General features: G+C 71.6%; 19 protein-coding genes and 1 pseudogene. 10 read left to right on the top strand and 10 right to left on the bottom strand.

All coding sequences use genetic code 11. The features are described from left to right. Positions 1-209: 209 nt before the first annotated feature. Positions 210-338: pseudogene (locus EER30_RS47060) on the bottom strand. A gap of 321 nt (positions 339-659) precedes the next feature. Between EER30_RS47060 and EER30_RS14545 the strand changes: the two are divergent. Further along, positions 660-1,025: a PadR family transcriptional regulator gene (locus EER30_RS14545; protein ID WP_240670017.1), complete on the top strand. Its 366-nt coding sequence runs from the start codon at positions 660-662 to the stop codon at positions 1,023-1,025. Then, entirely contained in the window at positions 1,022-1,840 is an 819-nt protein-coding gene (locus EER30_RS14540) for a hypothetical protein (protein WP_127500948.1), read from the top strand. The genes EER30_RS14545 and EER30_RS14540 overlap by 4 nt, the downstream gene beginning before the upstream one ends. An 11-nt stretch (positions 1,841-1,851) precedes the next feature. Here EER30_RS14540 and EER30_RS14535 read toward each other — a convergent pair whose 3' ends face one another. Genes EER30_RS14535 through EER30_RS14525 form a run of 3 tightly spaced genes read right to left on the bottom strand, consistent with a single transcriptional unit; the run spans position 1,852 to position 5,967 of the window. After that, positions 1,852-2,967, bottom strand: a complete 1,116-nt coding sequence (locus tag EER30_RS14535) for an alanine racemase (protein WP_127500947.1) — start codon at positions 2,965-2,967, stop codon at positions 1,852-1,854. After that, entirely contained in the window at positions 2,954-4,435 is a 1,482-nt protein-coding gene (locus tag EER30_RS14530) for an IucA/IucC family protein (RefSeq protein WP_127500946.1), read from the bottom strand. The genes EER30_RS14535 and EER30_RS14530 overlap by 14 nt, the downstream gene beginning before the upstream one ends. Next, entirely contained in the window at positions 4,432-5,967 is a 1,536-nt protein-coding gene (locus EER30_RS14525) for an IucA/IucC family protein (protein WP_127500945.1), read from the bottom strand. Before EER30_RS14525 ends, EER30_RS14530 begins: the two co-directional genes overlap by 4 nt. Positions 5,968-6,812: 845 nt before the next feature. Between EER30_RS14525 and EER30_RS14520 the strand changes: the two genes are divergently transcribed. From EER30_RS14520 to EER30_RS14495, 6 genes are read left to right on the top strand one after another with little or no spacing between them, the layout of a single operon-like run. After that, on the top strand, positions 6,813-8,393 hold the full coding sequence (locus EER30_RS14520) for an ABC-F family ATP-binding cassette domain-containing protein (RefSeq protein ID WP_240670016.1): 1,581 nt from the start codon (positions 6,813-6,815) through the stop codon (positions 8,391-8,393). A 12-nt stretch (positions 8,394-8,405) separates the two neighbouring features. Next, positions 8,406-9,335, top strand: coding sequence for a tyrosine-type recombinase/integrase (locus EER30_RS14515; RefSeq protein WP_127500943.1), 930 nt, complete (start codon positions 8,406-8,408; stop codon positions 9,333-9,335). Further along, entirely contained in the window at positions 9,313-10,227 is a 915-nt protein-coding gene (locus tag EER30_RS14510; RefSeq protein ID WP_349290867.1) for an undecaprenyl-diphosphate phosphatase, read from the top strand. Before EER30_RS14515 ends, EER30_RS14510 begins: the two co-directional genes overlap by 23 nt. Beyond that, a complete protein-coding gene (locus tag EER30_RS14505) occupies positions 10,224-11,174 on the top strand; it encodes a DUF3626 domain-containing protein (RefSeq protein ID WP_240670015.1) in 951 nt (316 codons plus the stop codon). Before EER30_RS14510 ends, EER30_RS14505 begins: the two co-directional genes overlap by 4 nt. Before the next feature lie 9 nt (positions 11,175-11,183). Further along, on the top strand, positions 11,184-11,693 hold the full coding sequence (locus EER30_RS14500) for an NUDIX hydrolase (protein WP_127500941.1): 510 nt from the start codon (positions 11,184-11,186) through the stop codon (positions 11,691-11,693). Next, entirely contained in the window at positions 11,690-12,244 is a 555-nt protein-coding gene (locus EER30_RS14495; protein ID WP_205650237.1) for a chloramphenicol phosphotransferase CPT family protein, read from the top strand. The genes EER30_RS14500 and EER30_RS14495 overlap by 4 nt, the downstream gene beginning before the upstream one ends. On the opposite strand, the gene EER30_RS14490 is transcribed toward EER30_RS14495, so the two are convergent. From EER30_RS14490 to EER30_RS14465, 6 genes are all read right to left on the bottom strand, one after another. Further along, on the bottom strand, positions 12,235-12,879 hold the full coding sequence (locus tag EER30_RS14490; protein ID WP_127500940.1) for an MSMEG_1061 family FMN-dependent PPOX-type flavoprotein: 645 nt from the start codon (positions 12,877-12,879) through the stop codon (positions 12,235-12,237). The genes EER30_RS14495 and EER30_RS14490 overlap by 10 nt on opposite strands. Positions 12,880-12,956: 77 nt before the next feature. Beyond that, positions 12,957-13,313: a GntR family transcriptional regulator gene (locus EER30_RS14485; protein WP_127500939.1), complete on the bottom strand. Its 357-nt coding sequence runs from the start codon at positions 13,311-13,313 to the stop codon at positions 12,957-12,959. Then, positions 13,313-14,692, bottom strand: coding sequence for an MFS transporter (locus EER30_RS14480; RefSeq protein ID WP_127500938.1), 1,380 nt, complete (start codon positions 14,690-14,692; stop codon positions 13,313-13,315). The genes EER30_RS14485 and EER30_RS14480 overlap by 1 nt, the downstream gene beginning before the upstream one ends. Positions 14,693-14,769: 77 nt before the next feature. Then, entirely contained in the window at positions 14,770-15,261 is a 492-nt protein-coding gene (locus tag EER30_RS14475; protein ID WP_127500937.1) for a hypothetical protein, read from the bottom strand. Then, the gene (locus EER30_RS14470; RefSeq protein ID WP_127500936.1) at positions 15,258-17,057 is read right to left on the bottom strand and encodes a dynamin family protein; all 1,800 of its coding nucleotides are present in this window, start codon (positions 17,055-17,057) and stop codon (positions 15,258-15,260) included. The genes EER30_RS14475 and EER30_RS14470 overlap by 4 nt, the downstream gene beginning before the upstream one ends. Further along, entirely contained in the window at positions 17,054-18,550 is a 1,497-nt protein-coding gene (locus tag EER30_RS14465) for a dynamin family protein (RefSeq protein ID WP_127500935.1), read from the bottom strand. Before EER30_RS14465 ends, EER30_RS14470 begins: the two co-directional genes overlap by 4 nt. A gap of 192 nt (positions 18,551-18,742) precedes the next feature. On the opposite strand from EER30_RS14465, the gene EER30_RS14460 reads away from it, so the two are divergent. Together EER30_RS14460 and EER30_RS14455 are read left to right on the top strand one after the other, a co-directional pair. Further along, positions 18,743-21,223, top strand: coding sequence for a LuxR C-terminal-related transcriptional regulator (locus EER30_RS14460; RefSeq protein WP_240670014.1), 2,481 nt, complete (start codon positions 18,743-18,745; stop codon positions 21,221-21,223). Beyond that, positions 21,220-21,783, top strand: a complete 564-nt coding sequence (locus tag EER30_RS14455; protein WP_127500934.1) for a LuxR family transcriptional regulator — start codon at positions 21,220-21,222, stop codon at positions 21,781-21,783. Before EER30_RS14460 ends, EER30_RS14455 begins: the two co-directional genes overlap by 4 nt. Positions 21,784-22,016 lie beyond the last annotated feature (233 nt).

Raw genomic sequence — 22,016 nt, 5'->3', positions numbered from 1 at the left:
TGATCGACGGAACACTCAGACCAGTACGAACTGGTCAGGTCCGGTCTGCCGTCGATCCACCGTCGACAGACGCGGGGGTGACACAGGCGCACGCCGCATCTGCCCGTTGAGGCAGCGCGACATCCGACTATGTCCTTGGGCGGAGAGCGCTTCCCGGCTGCCGACAAGTCCTCGGCCTCCATGCCGGCCAACAGCGTCCGCCGGCCCGGTGGTGGACCGAAGGGGATTCGAACCCCCGGTGGGGTGCGGCACGCCGGTACCCCCACACATCCACGGCCGCCGGGCGTGCCCAGCTTCCGGCCGTGGATGTTGCGATAACCCGGCTCTGCCACCGGCCCGCGGCCAGTCTTGCAGGCCGGTGCCGATACGCCGACAGAATTTCGACCCGTGACCCCGAAGTCTGGGCCGCCCGAACTTCTTGGGGCGATGCGCCACCACCCGGGTGGTTCGAGCGGGTGGTTCTGCGCATCGCCACCGCCGTCGCGACGGGTCGCCGAGAAGGCCGGCTTCACCTACGAGGGGACTGCTCGAGACGCGGGCATCGTCCTCACCGGGCGGGTGGATGTGGCCGTCTACTCGCTGATAGCGGCAGACCTGCGACCCTCTAAGCGTCCGGACCCCCCTATGCAGAACTAGGACTAGCTATATAGAGTTCGGTCATGTCCTCTTTGCGGATGACCACTCCGCGCCTGCTGGTGTTGCAGGCGTTGCTGGCCGAGCCGGAACGTGAGCGGTACGGCCTCGAACTCGCCGGCACCGTCGGTCTGGAACCGGGAACGATCTATCCGATCCTGGTCGCCTTCGAGGGCGCCGGGTGGCTCACCAGCCACGCCGAGGAGGTTGACATTCATGCCGAGGGCCGGCCGCGCCGCCGCTACTACCGGCTCACCCCGGCCGGGGTCGCCGCCGCCGGTGCCGCGGCTGCCCGGGCGGCGCAACGCCGCAGTGCTCGCTCTGTCAGCGGCCGCCTGGCCGCCACCCGCGACGCCCAGCGCCCCGCGCGGAACCGGCGGTTCGCGTGGTGAGGAGCAGGCTGAGAAGCAGCCGGCTGGCCACGGCGGCGACCGCGGTGCTGGCGGCCGCGCTACCGGCCGGCTTCCGGGACCGCCAGCGTGGCGAATGGACCAGCGACCTCGACGAACTCGGCCCCGGTGCCCGGCTCAGCTATCTGCTGGGCGCGTTGCGCACCCTGCCCGGGCTGCGCCGGTCCGTGCTGCGGCACAGCGGCGCAGGGTCCGGCCTGCCAGCTGTACGGCTCACCGGCGCCGGGATCGGCGCCCGGATCCTGCTGTACGGCCTGCTCGGCCCGGTCCTGTCCTGGATCCTGATGGTGCCGGTGCGCTACTACGCACTCGACGTGCCGTCGCGGATCGCGGGCGGCACCGCGGACTACGACCCCAAGTCGCTCTGGCCGCTGGCCGGCACCCCCGGCTGGACGATGCCGATCTGGGTGGCGCTGTACCTCGCCGCCTGGGTCGCGGTGCTCGGCGTGCTGTTCCTGCTGCCGTGGGTGGTGATGACCGGCAGCCTGTCCGTGCTTCGCCGTGGTCGCGCCCGGCGGGGGCTCCTGGCGGCCGTGGCCGTGACCGCCGCGGTGGCGCTGGTCGGGGCGATGTGGTCGCTTTCGACGGGCGCGCTGCCGTTCGACCTCGCCGGCGTCAACGGCATCCGTACGACGGGTGTGCTCGGGCTGGTGGCCGTGCTGTGCGCGGTGCGGGTCCGCGACCTGACCCGCCGCGCGCGAACCGGGCTGGCCGTGGTCGGCACGGCCGCCGCGGGCATGGCCGTCTGGACCGCCACGCCCGCGGGTCAGGCCGTCCTCTGGTGGTTCATGGACTGACCGGGCCGGACTCAGACGATCACGAAGTCGGGCGGGTCGTGGCGCAGGAAGTCGTGGTGGGAGATGTCCCAGCCGTAGGCGCCCGTCCGGCCGAAGACGAGCACGTCCCCGGCCCGTACGCGGGAGACGTGCCGGCCGCGGCAGAGCACGTCGCGGGGGGTGCACAGCTCGCCTACGGCGTCGACCGGGGTGTCCGACACCGAAGGCCGGGGATACGGGTGCGGCCACTCGTCGACGGGCAGGACCGTGAACGGGTGGTCGTAGCCCCAGGCGGCCGGGAGGCGGAAGTGGTGGGTGCCGCCGCGCAGGACGGCGAACGTACGGCCGTGGGTGGTCTTCACGTCGATCACCTCGGCGGCGTACCAGCCCGCGTCGGCGGCCAGGTAGCGGCCCGGCTCGAAGATCAGGTCGACGCCGGGCGGCACCCGCACCGACGACAAAGGAGTCAGGTCCATCGACGCGTCGCTGAGGTAGTCGACGCCGAAACCGCCGCCGACGTTGACCACGCGCGGGTTGATGCCGGTGGAAAGCGACCAGCGCAACGCCTCCTCGACGAAAGCCGCGTGGGCGTGACCGTCCAGGTTGTTCGACACGGCGTGCAGGTGAAACCCGATGATGCGTACGCCGGGGACCGCCAGGGCCGCACGTAGAAGCGAGGAATCGACGCCGAACGGCGTGGACGTCCCGGTCATCGAGTGGCTGCCGGACAGGGCGGCCCCGGCCCGGTTGACCCGCAGCACCACCTCAACGCCCGGCCGCAGGGCGGCGATCCGGTGCAGCTCGTGCACGCTCTCCGCGTTGATCTGCACCCCGGCGTCGAGGGCGGCGACCAGTTCCGCGTCCGTCTTGGCCGGGCCGCCGAACACGATCCGCTTCGCCCCGGCGGCCCGCGCGAGGGTCAGCTCCCCGCCCGACGCCACCTCGAGCCCGTCGCACGACGAAGCCAGGGCGGCGAGCACCGACGGATTCCCGTTGGCCTTCACCGCGTACATCAGGGAAGCAGGAACCGGAAGGCGCTGCCGGACCACCTCGGCGCGGGAGCGCAGCGCGACGGTGTCGTAGACGTAGGCGCACACCGGCCGCGGCAGCGAGCGCAGCGCCTCGACGACGTGCTCAGGCGGGCGCATGCAGCGGATTCCGTACGGGCACGTAGATGTCGCCCTCCCCGGCCAGCCGCATCCGTACGAGGGCCTTGTGCGGCACGGTCGGCGCGGTGAACGCGGCCAGGTCGTCCGGCGCCGCATGCTCGTCGAGCACGGCGCGCACGATCCGCCACGCCCGGTCCTCTTCCACCCCGAGCCGCAGGATCAGCTCGCCCAGGTGGGCCTGGAACAGCGTGTACCCGATCTTCGCCCGGAACACGTCGAGGTCGTCGGTGCCGACCACCGAGCCCGGCCACAGATCGATCGTGTGCCCGGCCGCCGCGAGCCGGGGCAGGTGCAGCCGCAGGCCCGCGAAGTCGCGCAGCGCCAGTCGGTGCGGCCGCCCGTCGACAAAGGTCGGCAGACAGTTCTGCAGGTGAGCCTCGAGCGCGACCCCCTGAGCGGTGAGCCGCATCAGCGGCGGCACGACCATTTCCACGTACGCCCTGAGCCACTGCTCCGGATCCCCGGTGACCAGCTCGTCGAGCAGGAACGGCAGGGCGCCCCCGGGAATCGCCCGCTCACCGGGTTGCAGCCGCCCGGCCAGCCCGGCACGGCGGATCGCCGACAGGTCGCGCCCCGACCCGACCGGTACGGCCGCCCCGGCCGTCTCGGCCATGAGCATCACCCGGTCGTCGTCGACGAGCCGGTGCAGCAGCGCGGACACGGCCGGGCCGTTGCGGGTGCTGGCGACACTGATGCTGCGCCGCGTCGAGGTGACCTGGATGTCCAGTGACACCTTCAGATACTGCCCGGTGCCCGGCAACAGCACTGTGCGCAGCGCCGCGGTCGGGATCGCGGCCCGCTCCTCGTCGAGGATCCGCAGGTCCCCACTGGCGAGCAGGTCGGCGTAGCGCACGGGGAGCACGTTGTCGCGCTGCCACGCGTGCACCGGCTGCACCACGAACCCGTCCGGCCCGGCGACCTCGGGAAACACGTCGTCACCGACGAGCCGGTCGCGGCGGACGGCGACGAAACCTATCCGGGTGCTCGCGACCTCCAGATCGTGCGCGAGCACGTCGCCGGTGTCCCAGCCCAGACGCGTACGCCCGCAGGGGTGCAGATTGTGCCCGGCGATCGCCAGCCTCTCCAGACCGATCGCCTGCTCGTCCGGGTCGTCGCCCACCTCGGGCCGGGGCCGGGCCAGCGCGATGGCCAGGTTGATGACCGCGTTGCGGATCTCGGCGGCGAACCCGGGCGCGTCGATGCCCTCGAGCAGCTCGACCGGGTCGGCCACGCCGGCGTCCGGGTATTCGACCCGGCCGAACCCGTGCCGCTCGCCCGGCCCCATGTCGCGCAGCCCTTCGCGTACGAGGGCACCGCGCAGCCGCCGTCCGACGGTGTCGGCCGCCTCGGGCAGCGCGGCCAGGAAACCGGGCACCAGCTCGGGGGCGTGGACCGCGAGTGCGGCCTCGGTGTGCGCGATCCGTTCGGGGCGCAGGGTCTTGTTCATGCGTGGTCCGCCATCGGGTTGGGGAGCAGGGCCCATCGGTCGTCGAGCGGGTCGGTGGCCAGCCGCATCGCGGTCGTGGCCTTGACCGGCAGCGGGTCCTTCAGCAGGTGCGGCACGTCCTCGGTGCCGGTGGCGCGCACGGCGCGGGCGATGATGCCCCAGAGCCGGTCGTCGTCGGCGCCGAACGCCGCGATCAGCTCGGCGGCCACGGTGCCGAACGCGGCGGCGGCCAGCTTGGTGCGCAGCTCGGCCGGATCGTCGCTGGGCAGATCGCCGTGCAGCCGCGGCGGGTCGATGCCGATGGCGCGCAGCCGGGCGGCGCTGACCCGCACCCCACCGAGATCGCGGTAGAGCATGCGGGTGGGCCGGCCGTCCTCGAGCACGACGAGCGCGTTCTGGCCGTGCGCCTCCAGCGCGACGCCCCGCGCCAGCACCCGGGTGATGGGAGCGAAGAAGACCTCCGCCAGCAAACCCATCCACTCGTACGGGTCTTGGACCGTCAACAAGGGCACCGCGGCCAGCGGGACGGCCAGCTCGCCCGGTTTGAGCTGAGGGGCCTCCCGGAGGACGTGCGCGAGGTGGCGCTGCGGTTCGCCGTCGACGATGACGGCGCCGGCGGCGATCTCGGCCAGGATCTCGATCGGCTGGTCGGCGGTCAGACGGCGCAGCAGCCTGGACAGGACCGGGCCGTTGTGCACGGCGGCCGGGGAAACGGTGCGTACGGCGCTGGTCATCTGCACGTCGACGGCGGTCTTGATGTGCGGCCCGCCGTCGAGCGGGGCGACGGTGCGCAGCGACATCAGGGGCCGTACGGGGTCGGTCTCGCCGTCGGGGACCAGCCACGGGTGCTTCGCGACGAGGCGGTCGGCCTGCCACGGGTGGGCGAAGAGGATCGGCGGGGCCTGACCGTACCAGCGGTCGCGCGGCACCCGAAGCCGCCGCAGGCGGATGACGGGGGAGTGCTCCGGGGCGTACGCGAGGACGTCGGCGACGGTCATGCCGCCGCGGGTGCGGCAGCACGGGTGCAGCGGGTGCCCGTCGGTGACGAGCTGCTCGATCAGCCCGAGCGCGTCGGGGTCGCCCGGGCCGGGCAAGCCCTGTGCGGGCTGGTGGGCGCGGGCGAGCGCGAGGTTGGCGACACTGTTGTCGATCTCGCCCGCGAGGGGGACGTCACCCCAGAGCAGCCGTACGAGCTCGCGCGGGTCGGCGATCTGGGCGCCGCCGACGACCGTGGCCGTGAGCCCGGACGCCACCCGCGCGAACGGTCGTGCCGCGTCCGCGGGATACCGGACGGTCACCCGGGTTGGGGCAGCGGCGAAGGTTGCCTCGCCGGGGCGGCGGCTGAGCAGGCCGGGGAGGGGTTCGCGGTCGAGGGCGCCGAGCAGGCGGGCCAGGATCGAGGCGCGGGCGCCCGGCAGGGCCGCGTCGTAGCCGTCGAGGAGATCGGGCCGCAGGCTCGCCAGCTCCTCGCGAGTCCTCAGGGGACCGGCGGTGTGCCGGTGCGGCGGGGCACTTCCAGAAGGTCGCGGCACATCGTCGATTGTCCGCCTTCCCGCAACAAGATCCACCCGGGGCGTGGGGTCCGTGAGCGAGAACGCAGTAACCAAACCATCATCCTAGGATGCCTTAGACGGTGTGCGCCCGGCCACCGGCGCGCACAACCGCAAAAACCCTAAGAACCCAAAGGAATCAACGACATCCCCGCTTTGATTTCGATCTTGTGAGCGTCAGCGATAGGGGATTTCGCCAGTTCCCGGTACGGGCCGCGGGATTCCCGTTTCCGTTGCGGGCGGCCGGGTTCCGATGTCCGCAACGGCTGGTGGCGCGGCCGACCGTCGAATCGCTTGTCGGGGAGACGCGGCCGCTATGTGCCCGTTCTGTCGCGGATGTCGACCTGGTCGTGCGCCGGGGATCGATGGTGCCGTCGATCGACCGGAGCACCGACGGCACCCTGATCGTCGCGGCCGCACCCGTCGATATCGGCAAGTCTTTCCCGAACCAGCAAACGGGGCCTCGATGCTTGCCCGACGCCCTCGCCCGCCGCAGATCATGGGATCTTCCAGAACTAGGAAGCAGGGGTCTCGAAGCTAGATTGCCTTGTAGGTCTTTGATATCGGGTCTCAAGCGCGTTCGAGAGGCCTACATCGTTGATCTGCCCGGGGTGGGGAGGGCGTCGGGGTGGGATGGCGCGGGTTTGGAGATCGGGACTTTGGCCGAGGCGAGTGCGGGCGGGGCGGCGGTGAGGTATTCGGGTTGCGGGGGGGGGGGGGGGGGGGCACTGTTGGCGTGCTGTCGTCGATTTGAGGGGTTCTGTTCGGTGTGAGAGTGGCGGTCGTACCCGGTCCGGTCGGTTTCTCTCGCTGGGAGAGTTCTTTTGTTGAAGGCAGTCAATCTTTCGCGGTCCTATGACGGCGATCCGCTGTTCGCCGAGTTCGATCTTGTGCTGGGGGACGGGGATCGGGTCGGGATCGTGGGGCCGAACGGCGCCGGTAAGTCGACCCTGTTGCGGGTTCTGGCCGGGGAGTTGAGGCCCGAGGCGGGCAGTGTCACCTACGGTCCGGGCACGCGGGTGGGTTATGTCGCTCAGCAGATGCCGGATCCGGAGGGCACGGTCGGTGCGTTCCTGACGGCCGGGCTCGGTGAGCTGGCCCAGGTGACGGCCACGATGCGTGAGCTCGAGCGGCGTCTGGCCGAGGGTGCTGACGTGCTCGCCGAGTTCGGGGTGGCGCAGGAGCGGTGGACGGCCCTGGAGGGTTGGACGGCTGAGGCGCGGGTCGCGGAGATCCGGCAGCGTCTTGATATCGCGCATCTGCCTGACGAGTTGTTGTTGCGGCAGGTCAGTGGTGGGGAGCAGGCGCGGTTGTTGCTGGCGCGGGCGTTGCTCGACGAGCCTGATGTGCTGTTGCTGGATGAGCCCACGAATCACTTGGATGCCGAGGGTATGGCGTGGTTGCAGGGCTGGCTGGGGTCGTACGCGGGTGGGGTCTTGACTGTCAGTCATGACCGGGCGTTTCTCGACGCTGTGGTGTCGCGGGTGCTCGAGTTGGACGGCATCGATACCGAGGTGCAGGACTATCCGGGTGGGGGTTATTCGGCTTATCGGGCGGAGAAGCAGCGGCGGTGGGAGCGGTTGCTGCTGGATTTCGAGGCTCAGGAGAAGGATCGCCGGCGGTGGGAGGCGGACATCGAGCGGACGAAGGAGCAGTCGCGCGGTGTCGAGAGTGCGCGGGGGCTCGGGGTTGCCGGTCCGCATTTGCGCAGGGTGGCTCGTTTGGTGGCGCGGAAGGCGAAGGTTCGGGAGCGGCGGTTGCGCCGGCAAATGGAGTCGGTGTCGTGGATCGCTCGTCCTCGTACGCGGCCGCCGTTGACTTTGACGTTTCCGCAGGATTCGGTGGATGCGGATGAGGTGGTTCTGTCGGCGCGTGATCTGACGGTGTCGGCCGGGTCGAAGGTGCTGTTGAAGAGCGTTGATTTCGACGTACGGCGGGGTGATCGGATTCTGGTGACCGGGCGTAACGGTTCGGGGAAGACGTCGCTGTTGAACGCGCTGAGTGCTGATGAGACGGCTGTGTTGCCGCAGACCAGTGACGGGTTGCGGACCGATATGCCGGTGATGGAGTTTTTCCGGTCGCGGGTTCCGGTGTATCTGGATGACGCGGAGCGGTTGTTGCAGGGGCATCAGTTCGGCCCTGATCAGTGGGGTGCGCCGTTGCGGAGTTTGTCGGCGGGGGAGTTGCGGCGGTTGCTGCTGGCTGTGCTGGTGAATTCGCCGGCGCGGGTGTTGTTGCTGGACGAGCCGACGAATTTCCTCGATCTGGACGCGCTCGATGTGGTGGAGGAGGCGTTGCGGCGTTATCGGGGGACGTTGGTGGTGGTGACCCACGACCGGTTCTTCGCTGAGGCGGTCGGGTTCGGGCGGCGTTGGCATGTCGGGGACGGTTCGTTGATCGAGAGCTGACACGATGGGGCCATGCAGGTGGTTCCGAGGCAGGGCGGCGAGCTGGCGGTCGGTGGTGCGGCCGAGCAGGTCACGGAGGCGTGGCTGGCGAACCGGCGGTTGTCGGAGCACACCCGGGCGGCTTATCGGCGTGATGTGGCCGCGTGGCTGGGGTGGTGTGCGGAGCGGGGTGTGGAGCCTTTGCGGGCTTCGTTTCTTGACGTGAACGCGTACGCGCGGGGTTTGGAGGCGAGGAGGCTCGCGCCGGCCACTGTCGCGCGCAAGTTGTCGGGTTTATCCAGCTGGTACGACTTTCTTGTTAAGTTGCGGGCGGTGGACGGTAATCCGGTCGGGGGTGCGGACCGGCCGAACGTGTCGCGGGATCATTCGTCGACGGTGGGGTTGAGCCCGGACGAGGTCGACGCGCTGCTGCGCAGTGCTGCGGAGAACGGCCCGCGCAGTAACGCGGTGATGACGATCCTGGCTGATCTGGGTCTGCGTGTCGGTGAGCTGGTCGGTCTCGACTTTGGTGATCTCGGTTGGGAGCGCGGGCATCGTACGGTCCGTTTCGTCGGTAAGGGCGGTAAGCCGCGTCGCCGGGCGTTGACCCCGGGTGCTTCGGAGGCGTTGGACGCCTATCTGGGGGTTCGCGGTGATCGTGAGGGTCCGCTGTTCATGACCGCGTCGGGGGCGCGTCTTGACCGGCATGCGGTGTTCCGGTTGATCCGGCGGCTGGCGGCCGAGGCCGGCCTGCCCGGTGCCGACAAGTTGTCCCCGCACTCGTTGCGGCATGCGTTCGCGACGACGGCGCGGTCGGAGGGGGTGGCGCTGGAGGACGTGCAGGACGCGATGGGGCACGCCGATCCTCGGACTACGCGGCGCTATGACCGTGATCGGCACAATCTGGACCGTGATCCGGCGTACATGATCGCGGCGGCGCGTGCCCGGCGGGCCGGGGGATGACGGTTGCGCCTATGCTCTTCCGCGGTTAAAAGCGGAGAAAAGAGGCGGTCGGGGTTTGAACATCTTCGAAGCGGTGCTGCTGGGCGCCGTCGAGGGCTTTACCGAGTTTCTGCCCGTCTCGAGCACCGGCCACCTGACGATCCTGGAGAAGTTGCTGGGGTATCGGATCGATGATCCGGCGATCACCGCGTTCACGGTGATCATTCAGTCGGGTGCGGTGCTGGCGACGATCATCTTCCTGCGCAAGGACATCGCGCGGGTGGTGCCGGCGTTCCTGGCGGGCCTGTTCAGTAAGGCCAAGCGCGACAATCCGGACTACCGGTTCGGGTGGGCGGTGCTGCTGGGCGCGATCCCGATCGTGATCGTGGCGTTGTTGTTCAAGGATCAGGTCGAGACGACGTTGCGCAGTCTGTGGTTCGTCGCCGGGGCTCTGATCCTGTGGAGCGGTGTGATGGCGTTCGCCGATCACGCGGCCACGCAGGTGCGTCATGAGGAGGACGTCACCTGGAAGGATTCGTTGATCATCGGTTTGGTGCAGTGTCTGGCGCTGATCCCCGGTGTGTCGCGTTCGGGGGCGACGATGTCGGCGGGTCTGCTGCGTGACTTCGACCGGGTGACGGTGACGAAGTTGTCGTTCTTCCTGTCGATCCCGGCGTTGCTGGGCGCGTCGATCCTGCAGGGCTACGAGGAGGCCGGGAACATCTCCGCGGGGGTGGGCTGGCCGAACACGCTGATCGCGACGGCGGTCAGTTTCGTGGTGGCGTACTTCTCGGTGAACTGGCTGCTGCGGTTCGTGTCGCGGCATTCGTACAGCATCTTCATCTGGTATCGGGTCGCTCTGGGCTCGATCCTGATGGTGCTGCTGGCCACGAACGTCATCGAGCCGAAGTGAACGACGCCGGCGAGCGCGCCCTGGCCCACGTGCGGGAGCTGTTTCCCGCCGCGAGCCCTTCGGGGGTGCCGCCGGCTTCGATCACGGTCAGTTTTCATCCGGACCGGCTGCTCGGCGACGGTTCGACCGTCGCCGGGCGTCTGGCCGCCGAGGGTGTCTACCGCAGCCAGTTCGAGACCGGCATCTCCAACGGCGGGCTGACCGCTTTCTCCGGCGGGGCTCGTGACGTGTGGGAGCAGCGGATGTTTCCCGGCGTCTACACCGGTGCGCAGGGCCGCCCGGTCTACGGCGGGTTGAACCTGGCCGGTTATCCCGACGGTGCGTCGCCCCGCTTCGGTTCCTGCCATCTGGTTCTGGATCCGGCGGTGTCGGCGCGGGCCACGTTCAGCCTCGGCGACAGTTTCACCGAGCCGACCGTTGTGGGCACGGCGGCCACGTTCGCCGCGATCTGGGCGTCCCTGCTCGACGAGGTCTCTCGTACCGGCTCGGCTTTGAACCTGCGGGCCGGGTCGCCCGCTGCGTGGGTTCGTGCCCTGACTGCGCCACGCCCGGCTGCGGGGCGTGCTCTGGACGACTACGTCGAGGCTCAGATCCACGGCGGGCTCACCCTTGGTGAGGATGTCACGGCCGTCGTGGCCGATCCTTGCTTCCGGGGTACGCCGACAGAGGCTCATCTGCGCGGTCTGGGCGTGGCGCTGCGGTGGGCGCCCGGGTTCGTGCTGCCCGCCGACGAGTTCCCGGTCGACGAGAAGGGCCGGTTCGTCGCGCCGCTGATCGACGCGGTGGCCTCCCGCTACGGCCATGACCTGATCGATGCCGCTCTGCTGGGCCGGGCGACTCACGAGCCGGCGACGTGGGCGGGGTTCGGCTCGCCGGCCGAGGTGCTGCAGATCTTGAAGTACGCGTGGCACGTCCTGGTCGTCCGCGGCGTTGCCGTGATCAACTAGGTTCGGGGGATGCCCGTCCCCGAGTACATCACCCGCATGCGCGAGCACATCGGCCACGACCTGCTGCTGCTTCCCGGCGCCGGCGCGGTGGTCCGCGACGACCAGGGCCGCATCCTGCTTTTGCGGCGCTCCGACACCGGCCACTGGTCCCTACCGGCCGGCATGATCGAGCCGGGCGAGCAGCCCGCCGAGGCGATCCTGCGTGAGATCGAAGAGGAAACCGGCGTGCTCGCCGAGATCGAACGACTGGCCGGGGTGGCCATGCACGCCGCCGAATACCCCAACGGCGACAAATGCGAATACCTGGCCGTCTGGTTCCGCTGCCGCGCGATCGGCGGCGCCCCGCGCCCCGACGGCGACGAGTCCCTCGAAGTCGCGTTCTTCGCCCCCGACGACCTTCCCCCGGTGGGCGGTCTCACCAAGCTCCGCATCGAAACCACCGCCGCCCCTGACGCCCCCACCTGGTATGCCCAGCCCGGCGAGACCCGGGAGGCGTTCACCCGCGGCCACGGCCTGTGACGTCCACCGGCGGCCGGATCATCCTGCTCAACGGCGCCTCCAGCTCCGGCAAGACCAGCATCGGCGAGGCCCTGCTCCCGCTGCTGCCGGACCCGTGGTTCCTCGTCCCGGTCGACGCCGTCAACGCGATGCGTTCCACCACCCACACCCGGCGCCTGTCCGACGCCGAGATCACGCGGATGCTCGAGCGGACCCGCCGCGGCTACCACCGGGCCGTGGCGGCGCTGGCGTCCACCGGCAACGACGTCATCATGGACTACCCCCTGTCCGAGCAGTGGCGCCTCACCGACCTGCTGAGCACCTTGGACCCCTACGACGTGACCCTCGTCGAGGTCCGCTGCTCGGCAAGGGAACTGGCGCGCCGCGAACAGGACCGCGGCGACCGCCCACGCGGCCTGGCCGTCTCGCAGACGTTGGTCTACGCCCACGGCGACGCCGACATCATCGTCGACACCACGGCCACCTCACCCGCCGACTGCGCCGCCCAGATCGTCCAGGCTTTGACCGCGCTGGCACCCCCGAAGGCCTTCGACCGCCTGCGTCACTCGTAGCGGTACTGCAGGGCGTCCGCCTCCGTCTGCCTGATGTCGGCGATCGTCAGCTCGGGCCGGCGCAGTTGGGCCAGGGTCACCTCGGCCGACGAGGGCTGGGCGTCGGCGGGCAGCCACCGCTCCGGCTTCCACACGGCGCCGCGCAGGAACGCCTTCGGGCAGTGCGGGTAGACCTCGTCGATCCCGACGACCAGGGCGCTGGCCGGGGGCTTACCCACGGCCGTCAGCCGGGCCAGCAGTTCGGGCCGGGTGGAGACGCAGGCCCGCCCGTTGACCCTGAGCGTCGTGTCGCGCCCCGGAATCACGAACATGACGGCGGCCCGCCCGGTGGCGATGACGTTCTGCAACGTGTCGAGCCGCTTGTTGCCGGTCGCGTCCGGGATCGCCAGGGTCCGTTCGTCGAGAACGGCGACGAACCCGGCCGGCCCGCCCCGCGGCGAGACATCAGCGTTGCCGTGCCCGTCGACGCTGCCCACCAGCACCAGCGACGAACAGGCGATCAGTCGCCGGGCCTGATCGGTGAGCTCGCTCATCTGCTTACGAACAGCCGCGTCGCCCGGCATGTCATAGACGCGGCGCAGACTCTCATGATCCGCGACAGCGTCAAGGCGCAGCGCGTCGAAAGCAGTCGTCATGCCGCTGACCCTATGGCAAGCCGGCCGGATCCGGCCGGTCCGGCCTCAGCCGTCGAAGCGCGGGAAAGCCGCGGTTCTCACAGCCCCAACGCAGCACGAACCATCCCCAGCGCGGTCTCCGGTGCCACCCCCATGGCCAGAACTTTCTCCGCATAGGCCACAGCCGCTTTCTGCGCCTGCACCGAAGTCCCCGAAGCCCGGGCGGTGACGACCGTCCCGAGCCGCCCCCGAGTCTCGACCAGCCCCGCGATCTCGAGTTCCCGGTACGCCCGCGCCACCGTGTTGGCCGCCAGCCCGAGTTCAGCGGCCAGGGCCCGTACCGGCGGAAGTTTCTCGCCGGCCACGAGCGCCCCCGAGGCCGCCAGTTCCGCGATCCGCAACCGCACCTGCTCGTACGGTGGGGTCGCGGAACCGGCGTCGATCGTGATGTCCATCAGACCAGTGTGGGGGGTGTGTTGCCCGCCGCCGTGATGGCGCGGCGCATCGGGACCAGGGCCAGCAGGATTCCGCCGACGACGAAGAACACGACCAGCGAGATGATGCCCAGCCGGTAGCTGTTCGTCAGCTGGAAGATCAGGCCGAACAGCAGCGGACCGAGCCAGCTCGTGCCTTTGTCGCTGATCTCGTAGAAGCCGTAGTACTCGCCTTCTTTGCCCTGCGGGATCAGCTGCGAGAACAGGCTTCGGCTCAACGCCTGGCTTCCCCCCAGCACGATGCCGATGCCCGCACCCAGCAGCATGAACTGCAGCGGTTCGCCCGCCGGCAGCCAGTATGCCGCCACGATCACCACCAGCCACAGCACCAGGCTGAGCAGCACCGTCTTCTGCGCCCCGATTCTTGCCGCGACCGCTCCCAGCATCAGTGCCCCGCCGAACGCCAGGAACTGCACGATCAGGATCGTGATGATCAGCGTCGACTGTTCGAGGTCGAGTTCCTCGGTGCCGTACTGGCTGGCCAGCGCGATCACGGTCTGGATACCGTCGTTGTAGATCAGGTAGGCGAGCAGGAAGAACAACGTCAGCGGGTACGCCTTGAGGCTGCGCAGCGTGTGCCCGAGCTGCTTGAACCCGTCGGTCAGCACGTTCCCGCGCGCCACGGAGGCACCCGCGGCCGGATGTTCGCGCAGACGGCGCAGCGGGATCAGCGTGAACACCGCCCACCACACGCCCGCGCTGACGATGCAGAACCGGGCGATGTCCAGGGTCCGCTGGTCGTCGCCGTCGACCGACAGGACCATGACCGCGACCAGGTTCGCCGCCAGCAGCAATCCACCGCCGAGATAGCCGATCGCCCAGCCCCGGCTCGACACCTTGTCGCGTTCGTCGGGTCCGGCGATCTGCGGCAGGAACGAGTTGTAGACGACCACCGCCGCCCCGAACGCGATGTTCGCGATCAGGAACAGCAACCCGCCGAGCAGGTAACGCTCGCCGGTCACGAACACCATGGCGATCGTGGCCGCCGCCCCCAGGAACGCCGCCCCGGCCAGCAGTGGTTTCTTGCGCGGCGCCCGGTCGGCGATCGCCCCCATGATCGGCAGGACGAAGACCGTCAGGAACACCGACAGCGACACCACGTACGGGTAGAACGAGCCGGCCGCGATGCTCAGGCCGAACGGGTGCACGCGGCCGGTGCAGTCGTCGGTGCCCAGCGGGCAGCCCGCCGCGATCTCGGTGACAGTCGTCAGGAACGGTCCGAGGAAGACGGTCAGGACGGTGGTGGAGAAGGCCGAGTTGGCCCAGTCGTAGAAATACCAGCCCGTACGCTCGCGGCGCGCGGACGCGGGACGGTTTATGTCAGTGCCGGGTGCGGCCATGTGCTCGGCTCCATAGGTCGTTCGATGGCGCCGAAACTATTGCATCCCGCGGGGCCACGGGGGGAGGTGCCGCGTACTCAGTTTTCCTGCCACCACTTGGCGAGGCTGCTGGTCGCCGGATCCTCGGACCCGGCCAGGGCCGCCCACGGGTCCTGCGCGTCGGGAAGGTCCACACCGGCGTACTCGGCGAGCTCCTCCGGGCGTACGGGATCGGGGGTCTGCTCCAGGGCGGCGGCGTGCACGATGCCCAGGCTGCCGGTGTCGATCCACGGGAAGCCGTCGACCGGTTCGGGCAGCTCGCCGACGTCGAGGGCGGGCGGGAACACCTCGACCGGGTCCTCGGCCACGACCGCCGCCGCGTGATCGGCGAGCGGCTGCGGCTCCTCCTCCGAAGGCTGCTCGTAGTGGTGCTCCTCGACAACCGGCGCCTCGTACGGGTGGTCGTCGGTGTCGTACAGGTCGTGATGGTCGTCGAAGACCGGCTGCTGTTCCAGATGACCGCCGTCGTCGTGGTGGTCGTCGAAGACCGGGAAGTCGTCGTGGTCGCCGAAGTCGTGGTGGTCGCTCATCGGTCCTCCTCGTCATACGGCACGGGCGTCAGAGCCCGGGCCCGGGTGAGCGCCGTGTCGGCGGCGCGAAGCTTGGCGCGGACCCCGTCGAGGTCCTGCTGGGCGACGGCACGCCGTTTCGCCCGGCCGGCCGCGTCCTCGGCGGCCGCCGCGTCGATCTCGGCGATGTGGGCGTCCAGGTCGCGCAGGCGTTTCTCGACGGCGTCGTCGACGGCGACGCTCAGCGCGTACTGCAGGTCGGTGAACCGGTTCGCGATCTCGTCGGCCAGGGCGGCGCGGGCCTCGCCGAGCACGTCGCGCAGCCAGATGCGGGCCTGCTGACGGTCGGTCTGCACCCGCCTGCGGTACAGCACATACCCTCCGGCGGCCAGACCGAGCCCGATCCCGGCCACCGGTATGAGCAGCCCGCCGCCGACGGCCAGCGCGGACGCGCCCAGCATCGCGCCGCGCCCGGCCATGAACGCGATCCCACCGGCGGACAGGGCGATCAGCAGGTTGTCGGCCGAGCCGTCGCGGGGCGGGCCGGCCTCCATCGCGTGGCGCAGGGTCGCGTTGAGCCGGCCCAGCATCTCGGCCCGCTCGTGCTCGTCGAACACCGTGGCGAGGACTTTCTCACCGACCTGCGCGAACGTGGTCTCGAGCTGCTCGGACAGCTGCACCGCGACGGCTTGCAGCTCGGCGTCGACGTGCTCGGGCAGCCGGGTCAAACTCTCGCCGCGCCCCGTGTCGATCCGCTTGGAGAACTCCTGCAGGACGGCGGCGATACGGGTGCGTAGCTGGCCGACGGTCTCGACGCGGGCGCGCTGGGTCTCGGTGCTCAGCAGCAGCGTCCACTGGCGGGACTCGGTGCGTTTACGCGCGGCCAGGGCGGCGCGTTCGGCGCGGATCTGAGCGGTCCGGGCCGGGTCGGCCTCCACCGCCCGTACGCGGTCCTGTGCGGTTGTCTCGAGGCGGGCGAGCTCGCCGCGGGCGGCGCGCAGCACGTTCGCGAGTTGCAGCTGGTGGCCGCGGCCGGCCAGTTCGACCAGGGCGTGCTGCAGGTCGGCGATCTTCGACGCGTCGACCAGGGCGGCCTGCTCACCGGGGCCTGCTTGTACGGCCAGTTCGGCCAGCATCGAGGACACGGCGAACCAGGCCGCGTCGGCGAACCTCGGGGCGTGGGCGCGCAGCAGGGCCCGGTTGTCGTCGAGGATGCGCCGCCACCCCGGAAAACCGTCGATCTTGGTGAGGGCGAAGACGACCGCGTCGACCCGTTCGCTGGCCGCGACCAGGAAGTCGAGCTCGGGTTTCGACAGCGGAGCGGACGCGTCGGCGACGAACAGCAGCGCCGTGGCCCGCTCGACCGCGGCCAGGGCGACCGTGGTGTGGGCCGGGTCGAGACCACCGACGCCGGGGGTGTCGAGCAGGCTGACGTAGCGCAGCAGCGGCGCCGGGTGGGTGACCTCGATGCGCCGGGCCCGCTGCGCGCCGGTCGCCCACTCCTGCAGCGAGTCGATGCTGATCGGGTCGGCCGCGCCCGGCAGCCACGCCCGCGCGGCCGGCTCGCCCGGCACGAACTGCAGGTAGGTGGCGGTGGCGACGGCCGCGTCGACCGGTGACAGGCCGGGCACCCCGAGCAGGGCGTTGATCAGCGAGCTCTTGCCGCGTTTGGTCTCGCCGACCACCACGACCTCGGGACGGGTCAGCCGGCGGCGGCGCAGCTCGGCCAGTTCGGCACCCGCGTCGGGATCCTTACCGCGGACGTACGCCAGGGTGTCCTTGACGGCGGCGTCCAGCACCGGGGTCAGATCGGTCATCGTCGCACCTGCTGCGCCAGAAGATGGAAACCACGCTGAGCCACCTGCGCGACCCGGGACTGAGCCGGGCCCGCGCCGGCGACCGCGTAGACACGCCACCGGTTCGCGGCGGTCACCGCGGCGGAGGCCAGCTCAGCCGCGTCGGCGTCGGGCAGCCGCAAAATCCAGCGCGGGTCCTCCGAGGTGGCCAGGCGGGTCAGCTCCTGCTCCCACTCCAGCGGCAGCGGCACCGCGCCGGTCGCGACCCGCTGCGCCGCGTCGAGCAGCCGCAGCCGGTGATAGGCCGGATCGCGCAGCAGCCGCTCGACCCCGTCACGCAGCCGCTCGCGGTCACGTTCGTCGCGGGTGTGCCCGGCCAGCCGCTCGAGCCGCGACAACGCCCACCCGGCCTTGATCGCGTCGGAACGCCAGCGGAACGTCTCACCGAGGGTGAACAGCAGACGCGGATAGCCGGACGCGGCCACGATGCGGCGCACCAGTTCCCCGGTGCCCACGCCCGGCTCGGCGGCCAGCTGGGCCAGGGCGAACCCGATGCCGTAGAGGTCGAGCAGGGCCAGCAGCCGCTCGCGCTGCTCGGCGCCGACCGGGGCGGGCCGGGTGCGGAACAGGTCGACCGAGGCCAGCAGCAGCCTGATCTCGCCCGCGGGCAGCCCGGCCAGACGTTGCAGCGCGTCACGGTCGGCGCCGGTCAACCGGCCCGCCTCGCCGGTCTCGGCCAGCAGACCCACGACCGGCACGACGTCGGAGACCGTGCGGGCCAGAAGCGCGGCCTGCTGCTCGGCCAGCGGCCCGGCCACCGGCCACGGGTCACCCGCACCAGCCACCAAAGTGTCGATCTTGCCGAAGACGCCGAGGGCGTTGATCGGGCTCGACGACAACCGGGCCGACGCGTCCCGGAACGCCTCCAGAGCCCGCAGGTCGTCGGCCCGCACCGCCTGGGTGAACACGTAGACGACAGCCTCGGCCGCCGCGACCTCCGAAGCCGAGTCGGCGTCGATGTCGGCGTCGAACGGGGCCGCCGACACCCCGACAGCCTCCTCGGCGCGGGCGCTGACCAGCGTGTCGGTCGAGGCCAGACCGGGTGTGTCGACCACGGTCAGGTCGCGCAGCTTCTCACTGGTGAGAGTGACATCCACGTACGCCACCCGGCTCGCCGGCACCCCGAGACGCTGCGGGATCATGCCGTCGTCGTCCAGCGGCAGGCTGCGCCGCACACCGTCACGGCACACCACGTCGACCCGGTCGGCGGTGCCGTACCGGAACCGGGTGACCACCCGCGTGCACTCACCGACCGCCGTCGGCGCCACCCGGCGCCCGATCAACGCGTTGACGAGTGTCGACTTTCCGGCTTTCAGGCGACCCGCGATCGCAACCCGTAACGGCTCGCCGAGACGGTCACGGATCTGAATGAGCTGGCCACCGGCCTCTTGACCGACTCGGGACGACAGCTGGTCACAGAGCGTCGCTACGCTGGCGCTCAGCGGGCCGCTCACCACGACTCGTCAGCCGGGCACACTGTCGGAGAGAATGACCAGACCACGGCCGGTGTCACTGAGCCCTCCCCGCACGATCGGGGGCGGGCCTCGGAGTACCGCCCGCCGCACCGACAGCCTACGGACAGCGCACGAGCAGGGGATCCCAGGTTCGTGCCACACAGACAGCGACCAGCTAGGGGAGGGGATCAGGTGGCGGAAGCGCTGAGTCAGGCCGCCGCCATGCTGCAACGACCAGGTCTCGTCGTGCTGACCGGCCCGCCCGGCTGCGGCCGCAGCACAGCCCTGCGTGAACTGGCCGAAGCTGCCCGCGGCCCGGTACACACCGGCGGCGGGCTCGGCATGCTGCAGACCGTGCCCGCGCTCGCCCTGTCGCGCGCGGTCCGGGCCCGGCTGCCCGCCCACGACGTCAACCTGCTCACCGAAGCGGTCCGCTCCCGCGTGCGCGCCGGCCTGCTGGTCCTCGACGACCTGCAATACGCCGACCCGGCCACCCTGGCCGCGCTGCCCCTGCTGGCGGCCCACTGCCGGGTGCTGGTCGCCCTGCGCACCCCGCACCGGCTCCCGCCGGAGGTCCTCGCCGCGCTGCGGGCAGCGGCAACAGCCTGGGAGAACGTGCCGCCGCTGGACCGGCAACGGGCGCTCGAGCTGGCCCGGCGCAGCGCCGGGCACGTCGACGAGACGGTGCTGGCCGCCGTCGTCGACCGGGCCGGCGGGAACCCCCTGGCGATCACAGCCCTGGCCCGGCAGGCCGCCGCGGCCAAACCGTCGGCCGGGCCCGACATCGACCAGGTCGCCTACGCGATCGCCACCGCGCTGGCCGACCTGCCCCGGCCCGCGCGTACGGCACTGGCCGCCCTCGGACTGCTCGGGCGGCCCGCCCCGGCCGGACTGCTCGGTCCGGGCGCCGACGACCTGCTCGCCGCCGGCCTGGTGACCCCGGCCCCGCCGACCGGCCTCTCACCCGCCGACACTCTTCTGCTGCCCGTGTCGACCTACGTGGCCGAAACCGCGGCCGGGCTGCTCGACGGGCCCGCCCGCGTCGAACTGCACGCCCGGCTGGCCGAACTCACCCCGCCCGCCGAAGCCGCCCGGCACCTCGCCGCCGCCGGCGACCTGCCCGGCGCGCACCGCCGCGCCCTGCAGGCAGCCGACCGCAGCACCGGCGGCGACCGGGCCGCCCTGCTGCTGTTCGCCTGCGAACTCGACACCCCGATCGACCCCCGCGTGCGGCTCGCGGCGGCCGACGCGGCCCTGAGCACCGGCCGCCCGGCCTCCGCTGCCCGCGTCCTGACGACCGACGAGCCACTGGGACCCGAAGCCGACGTGCTGCGCGGCGAAGCCCTGCTGCAGGCCGGCGACCCGGCCGGGGCACGAGCCGCGGTACGCCCGGTGCCCGACGCCGCCACCGGGCCGGTGCTGGCCGCCCGCGACCGGGTGCTGCTGCTCGCCGAACTGGCCACCGACCCGGCCGCCGCCCAAGACCTCGCCGGCAAGATCAGCGCCCGGCATCCGCACCCGGCGCCCGGGGTCGCGGCCGCGCTGGCCGCCGTGCAGGCCCACTTCCGCCACCCCGGCTGGGACCACGCGCTGGCCGAAGCGGCCCGCAGCGGTGATCCGCTGATCAGCCGCTGGTCGGCGTGGCTGCTCGTCGAACAACTCGCCGCCGACGGCCGGCTGGCCGAATCGGCCGACGCGGCCCTGGCCGCCGCCCGCGACAGCGCCACCGACCTGGCCTACAGCTGGCAGACCCGGTTCACCGCGGCCGCCGACTGGGCCCTGGCCCTGCACGGCTCGATCGGCGCCGACCCGCTCACCGATCCCACCCCCGAGTGGGACGGCGTGGACGGGGTGCTGCGGCGGGCCACCAACCTCACCGACCGCACCCTGCCCGACGAGGCACGCGGCTACGCCACCGCGGCGGCCGCGCTGATCGAGGCCGACACCGGGCTGCTCGCCGCCGCCCGCGCCCACCTCGACGCGGCCCCGGCACACCCGGCCGCCGACTGGGTGGCCCAGGAGACCGCCTGGCTCGACGGGCAACCCGAACGTGCCGTCCGCGCCCGTCGGAATGACAGCGGCGGGCTCCTGGCCGGCCTGCACGCGATCACCGCCCGCTGGGCGGCACACGATCTGGGGGATTTGTCAGCCCAGCCGGTTCCAGGCCGGCTTCCCGCCCCCGCCCGGCGTACGCTGACCGCCTGGGCCACCGGGACCGGCTTCACCGCCGCGGCGGACGGCTGGCGGCCCATCGCCCTGCGCGAGCGGATCCGCTGCCTGCTCGCCGCCGGGGTGACCGACACCGATCCGTCCCGCGCCGTCGCCGCGCTGCTGTCCGCGGAACAACTGGCCGACGCCGCCGGGCTGACCGTGCTGGCCGGGCGGGCCCGCCGCGGTTTGCGACGCCACCACGTGCACCGCGACACCCGCAGCCCCCGCTCGGGTGACCAGCTCACCCGCCGCGAGACCGACGTCCTGCGGCTGGTCGCCGCCGGCGAACCCACCCGCCGCATCGCCGGCCAGCTCGGCATCTCCGCCGAGACGGTCGACACCCACATCCGCGCCGGCATGCGCAAGCTCGGCGCCCGAACCCGAACGGAAGCCGCCGCCCTGGCCTTCGCCAACGAACCCCCGCATCCCGACCCGTCTGACACGTTCAAGGATGGCCGGTGACCAGACAGCCCGACGCTCCCCGACACGTCGTCGCCAACCACGGCGACGCCGACACCGTGCTGCGCCGCCTCACCCGCGACGGCTGGGTGGCCCGCGACGGGTTCGCCCTGCCCGACCCCGCCTGGGACGTGACCGGCAGCCGCCTGGTCCTGCACGGGCGCATCATCGACCCCGACACCCTGCAACTGGCGGTCCTGGCCGCCGCCCGCGGCGCCGGCATCGTCGCCGTCTGCGACACCGAGTCCCCGCTGGGAAGGGCCCTGGTCGACGACCTGGCCCGCCTCGGCCCGGTCCACCAGGGCATCACCGAACCGGCCGCCGGCGGCAACGCGGTGGCCGACCTCATCCCCGAACAACGCGCCCTGCTCGACCGTCTCGCCGCCGGCGACACGATCGCCGCAGCGGCGGCCGCCGAGTTCCTGTCCCTGCGCACCGCCAACCGCCGCATCGCCGAGGCCCGCGCACTGTTCGGCGTCCGCACCACCCGCGAAGCCGTCCTGGCCTACCTGCGCCAGCGCGGCACCCCACCACCCCGCAACGGCCCGCACCGCACCCGCTAGCCCGCTAGCCCGCCGGCCCTCCGGCGCGACGGCTCGGCCGCCACCGAGCCCCCGCGCACCAGCCGCCCCCGCGCCACCAAGCGTCCACGCACCCAGCCGCACCCGCGCTCCCGAGCCCCGCGTCGGCGGCGCCCTCAGCGATATTGAACGGCCCCCGTGCCGGCCGTGCCCGCCACCGGCCACCGCTCTGTGCCGAGTCTCACGCTCCCCGCCGCACGCACCGACGAACCGCA

Source organism: Actinoplanes solisilvae, from assembly GCF_003999975.1.
GTDB classification, from domain to species: domain Bacteria; phylum Actinomycetota; class Actinomycetes; order Mycobacteriales; family Micromonosporaceae; genus Actinoplanes; species Actinoplanes solisilvae.
This window is presented reverse-complemented; position numbering and strand designations above follow the sequence as displayed.

Excerpts from the sequence above, each read along its gene's own strand:
- EER30_RS14545 (WP_240670017.1), top strand. The coding sequence starts at position 660 with ATGTCCTCTTTGCGGATGACCACTCCGCGCCTGCTGGTGTTGCAGGCG.
- EER30_RS14485 (WP_127500939.1), bottom strand. The coding sequence starts at position 13,313 with ATGGACATCACGATCGACGCCGGTTCCGCGACCCCACCGTACGAGCAG.
- EER30_RS14515 (WP_127500943.1), top strand. The coding sequence starts at position 8,406 with ATGCAGGTGGTTCCGAGGCAGGGCGGCGAGCTGGCGGTCGGTGGTGCG.
- EER30_RS14530 (WP_127500946.1), bottom strand. The coding sequence starts at position 4,435 with ATGAACAAGACCCTGCGCCCCGAACGGATCGCGCACACCGAGGCCGCA.
- EER30_RS14480 (WP_127500938.1), bottom strand. The coding sequence starts at position 14,692 with ATGGCCGCACCCGGCACTGACATAAACCGTCCCGCGTCCGCGCGCCGC.
- EER30_RS14535 (WP_127500947.1), bottom strand. The coding sequence starts at position 2,967 with ATGCGCCCGCCTGAGCACGTCGTCGAGGCGCTGCGCTCGCTGCCGCGG.
- EER30_RS14490 (WP_127500940.1), bottom strand. The coding sequence starts at position 12,879 with ATGACGACTGCTTTCGACGCGCTGCGCCTTGACGCTGTCGCGGATCAT.
- EER30_RS14470 (WP_127500936.1), bottom strand. The coding sequence starts at position 17,057 with ATGACCGATCTGACCCCGGTGCTGGACGCCGCCGTCAAGGACACCCTG.
- EER30_RS14475 (WP_127500937.1), bottom strand. The coding sequence starts at position 15,261 with ATGAGCGACCACCACGACTTCGGCGACCACGACGACTTCCCGGTCTTC.
- EER30_RS14500 (WP_127500941.1), top strand. The coding sequence starts at position 11,184 with ATGCCCGTCCCCGAGTACATCACCCGCATGCGCGAGCACATCGGCCAC.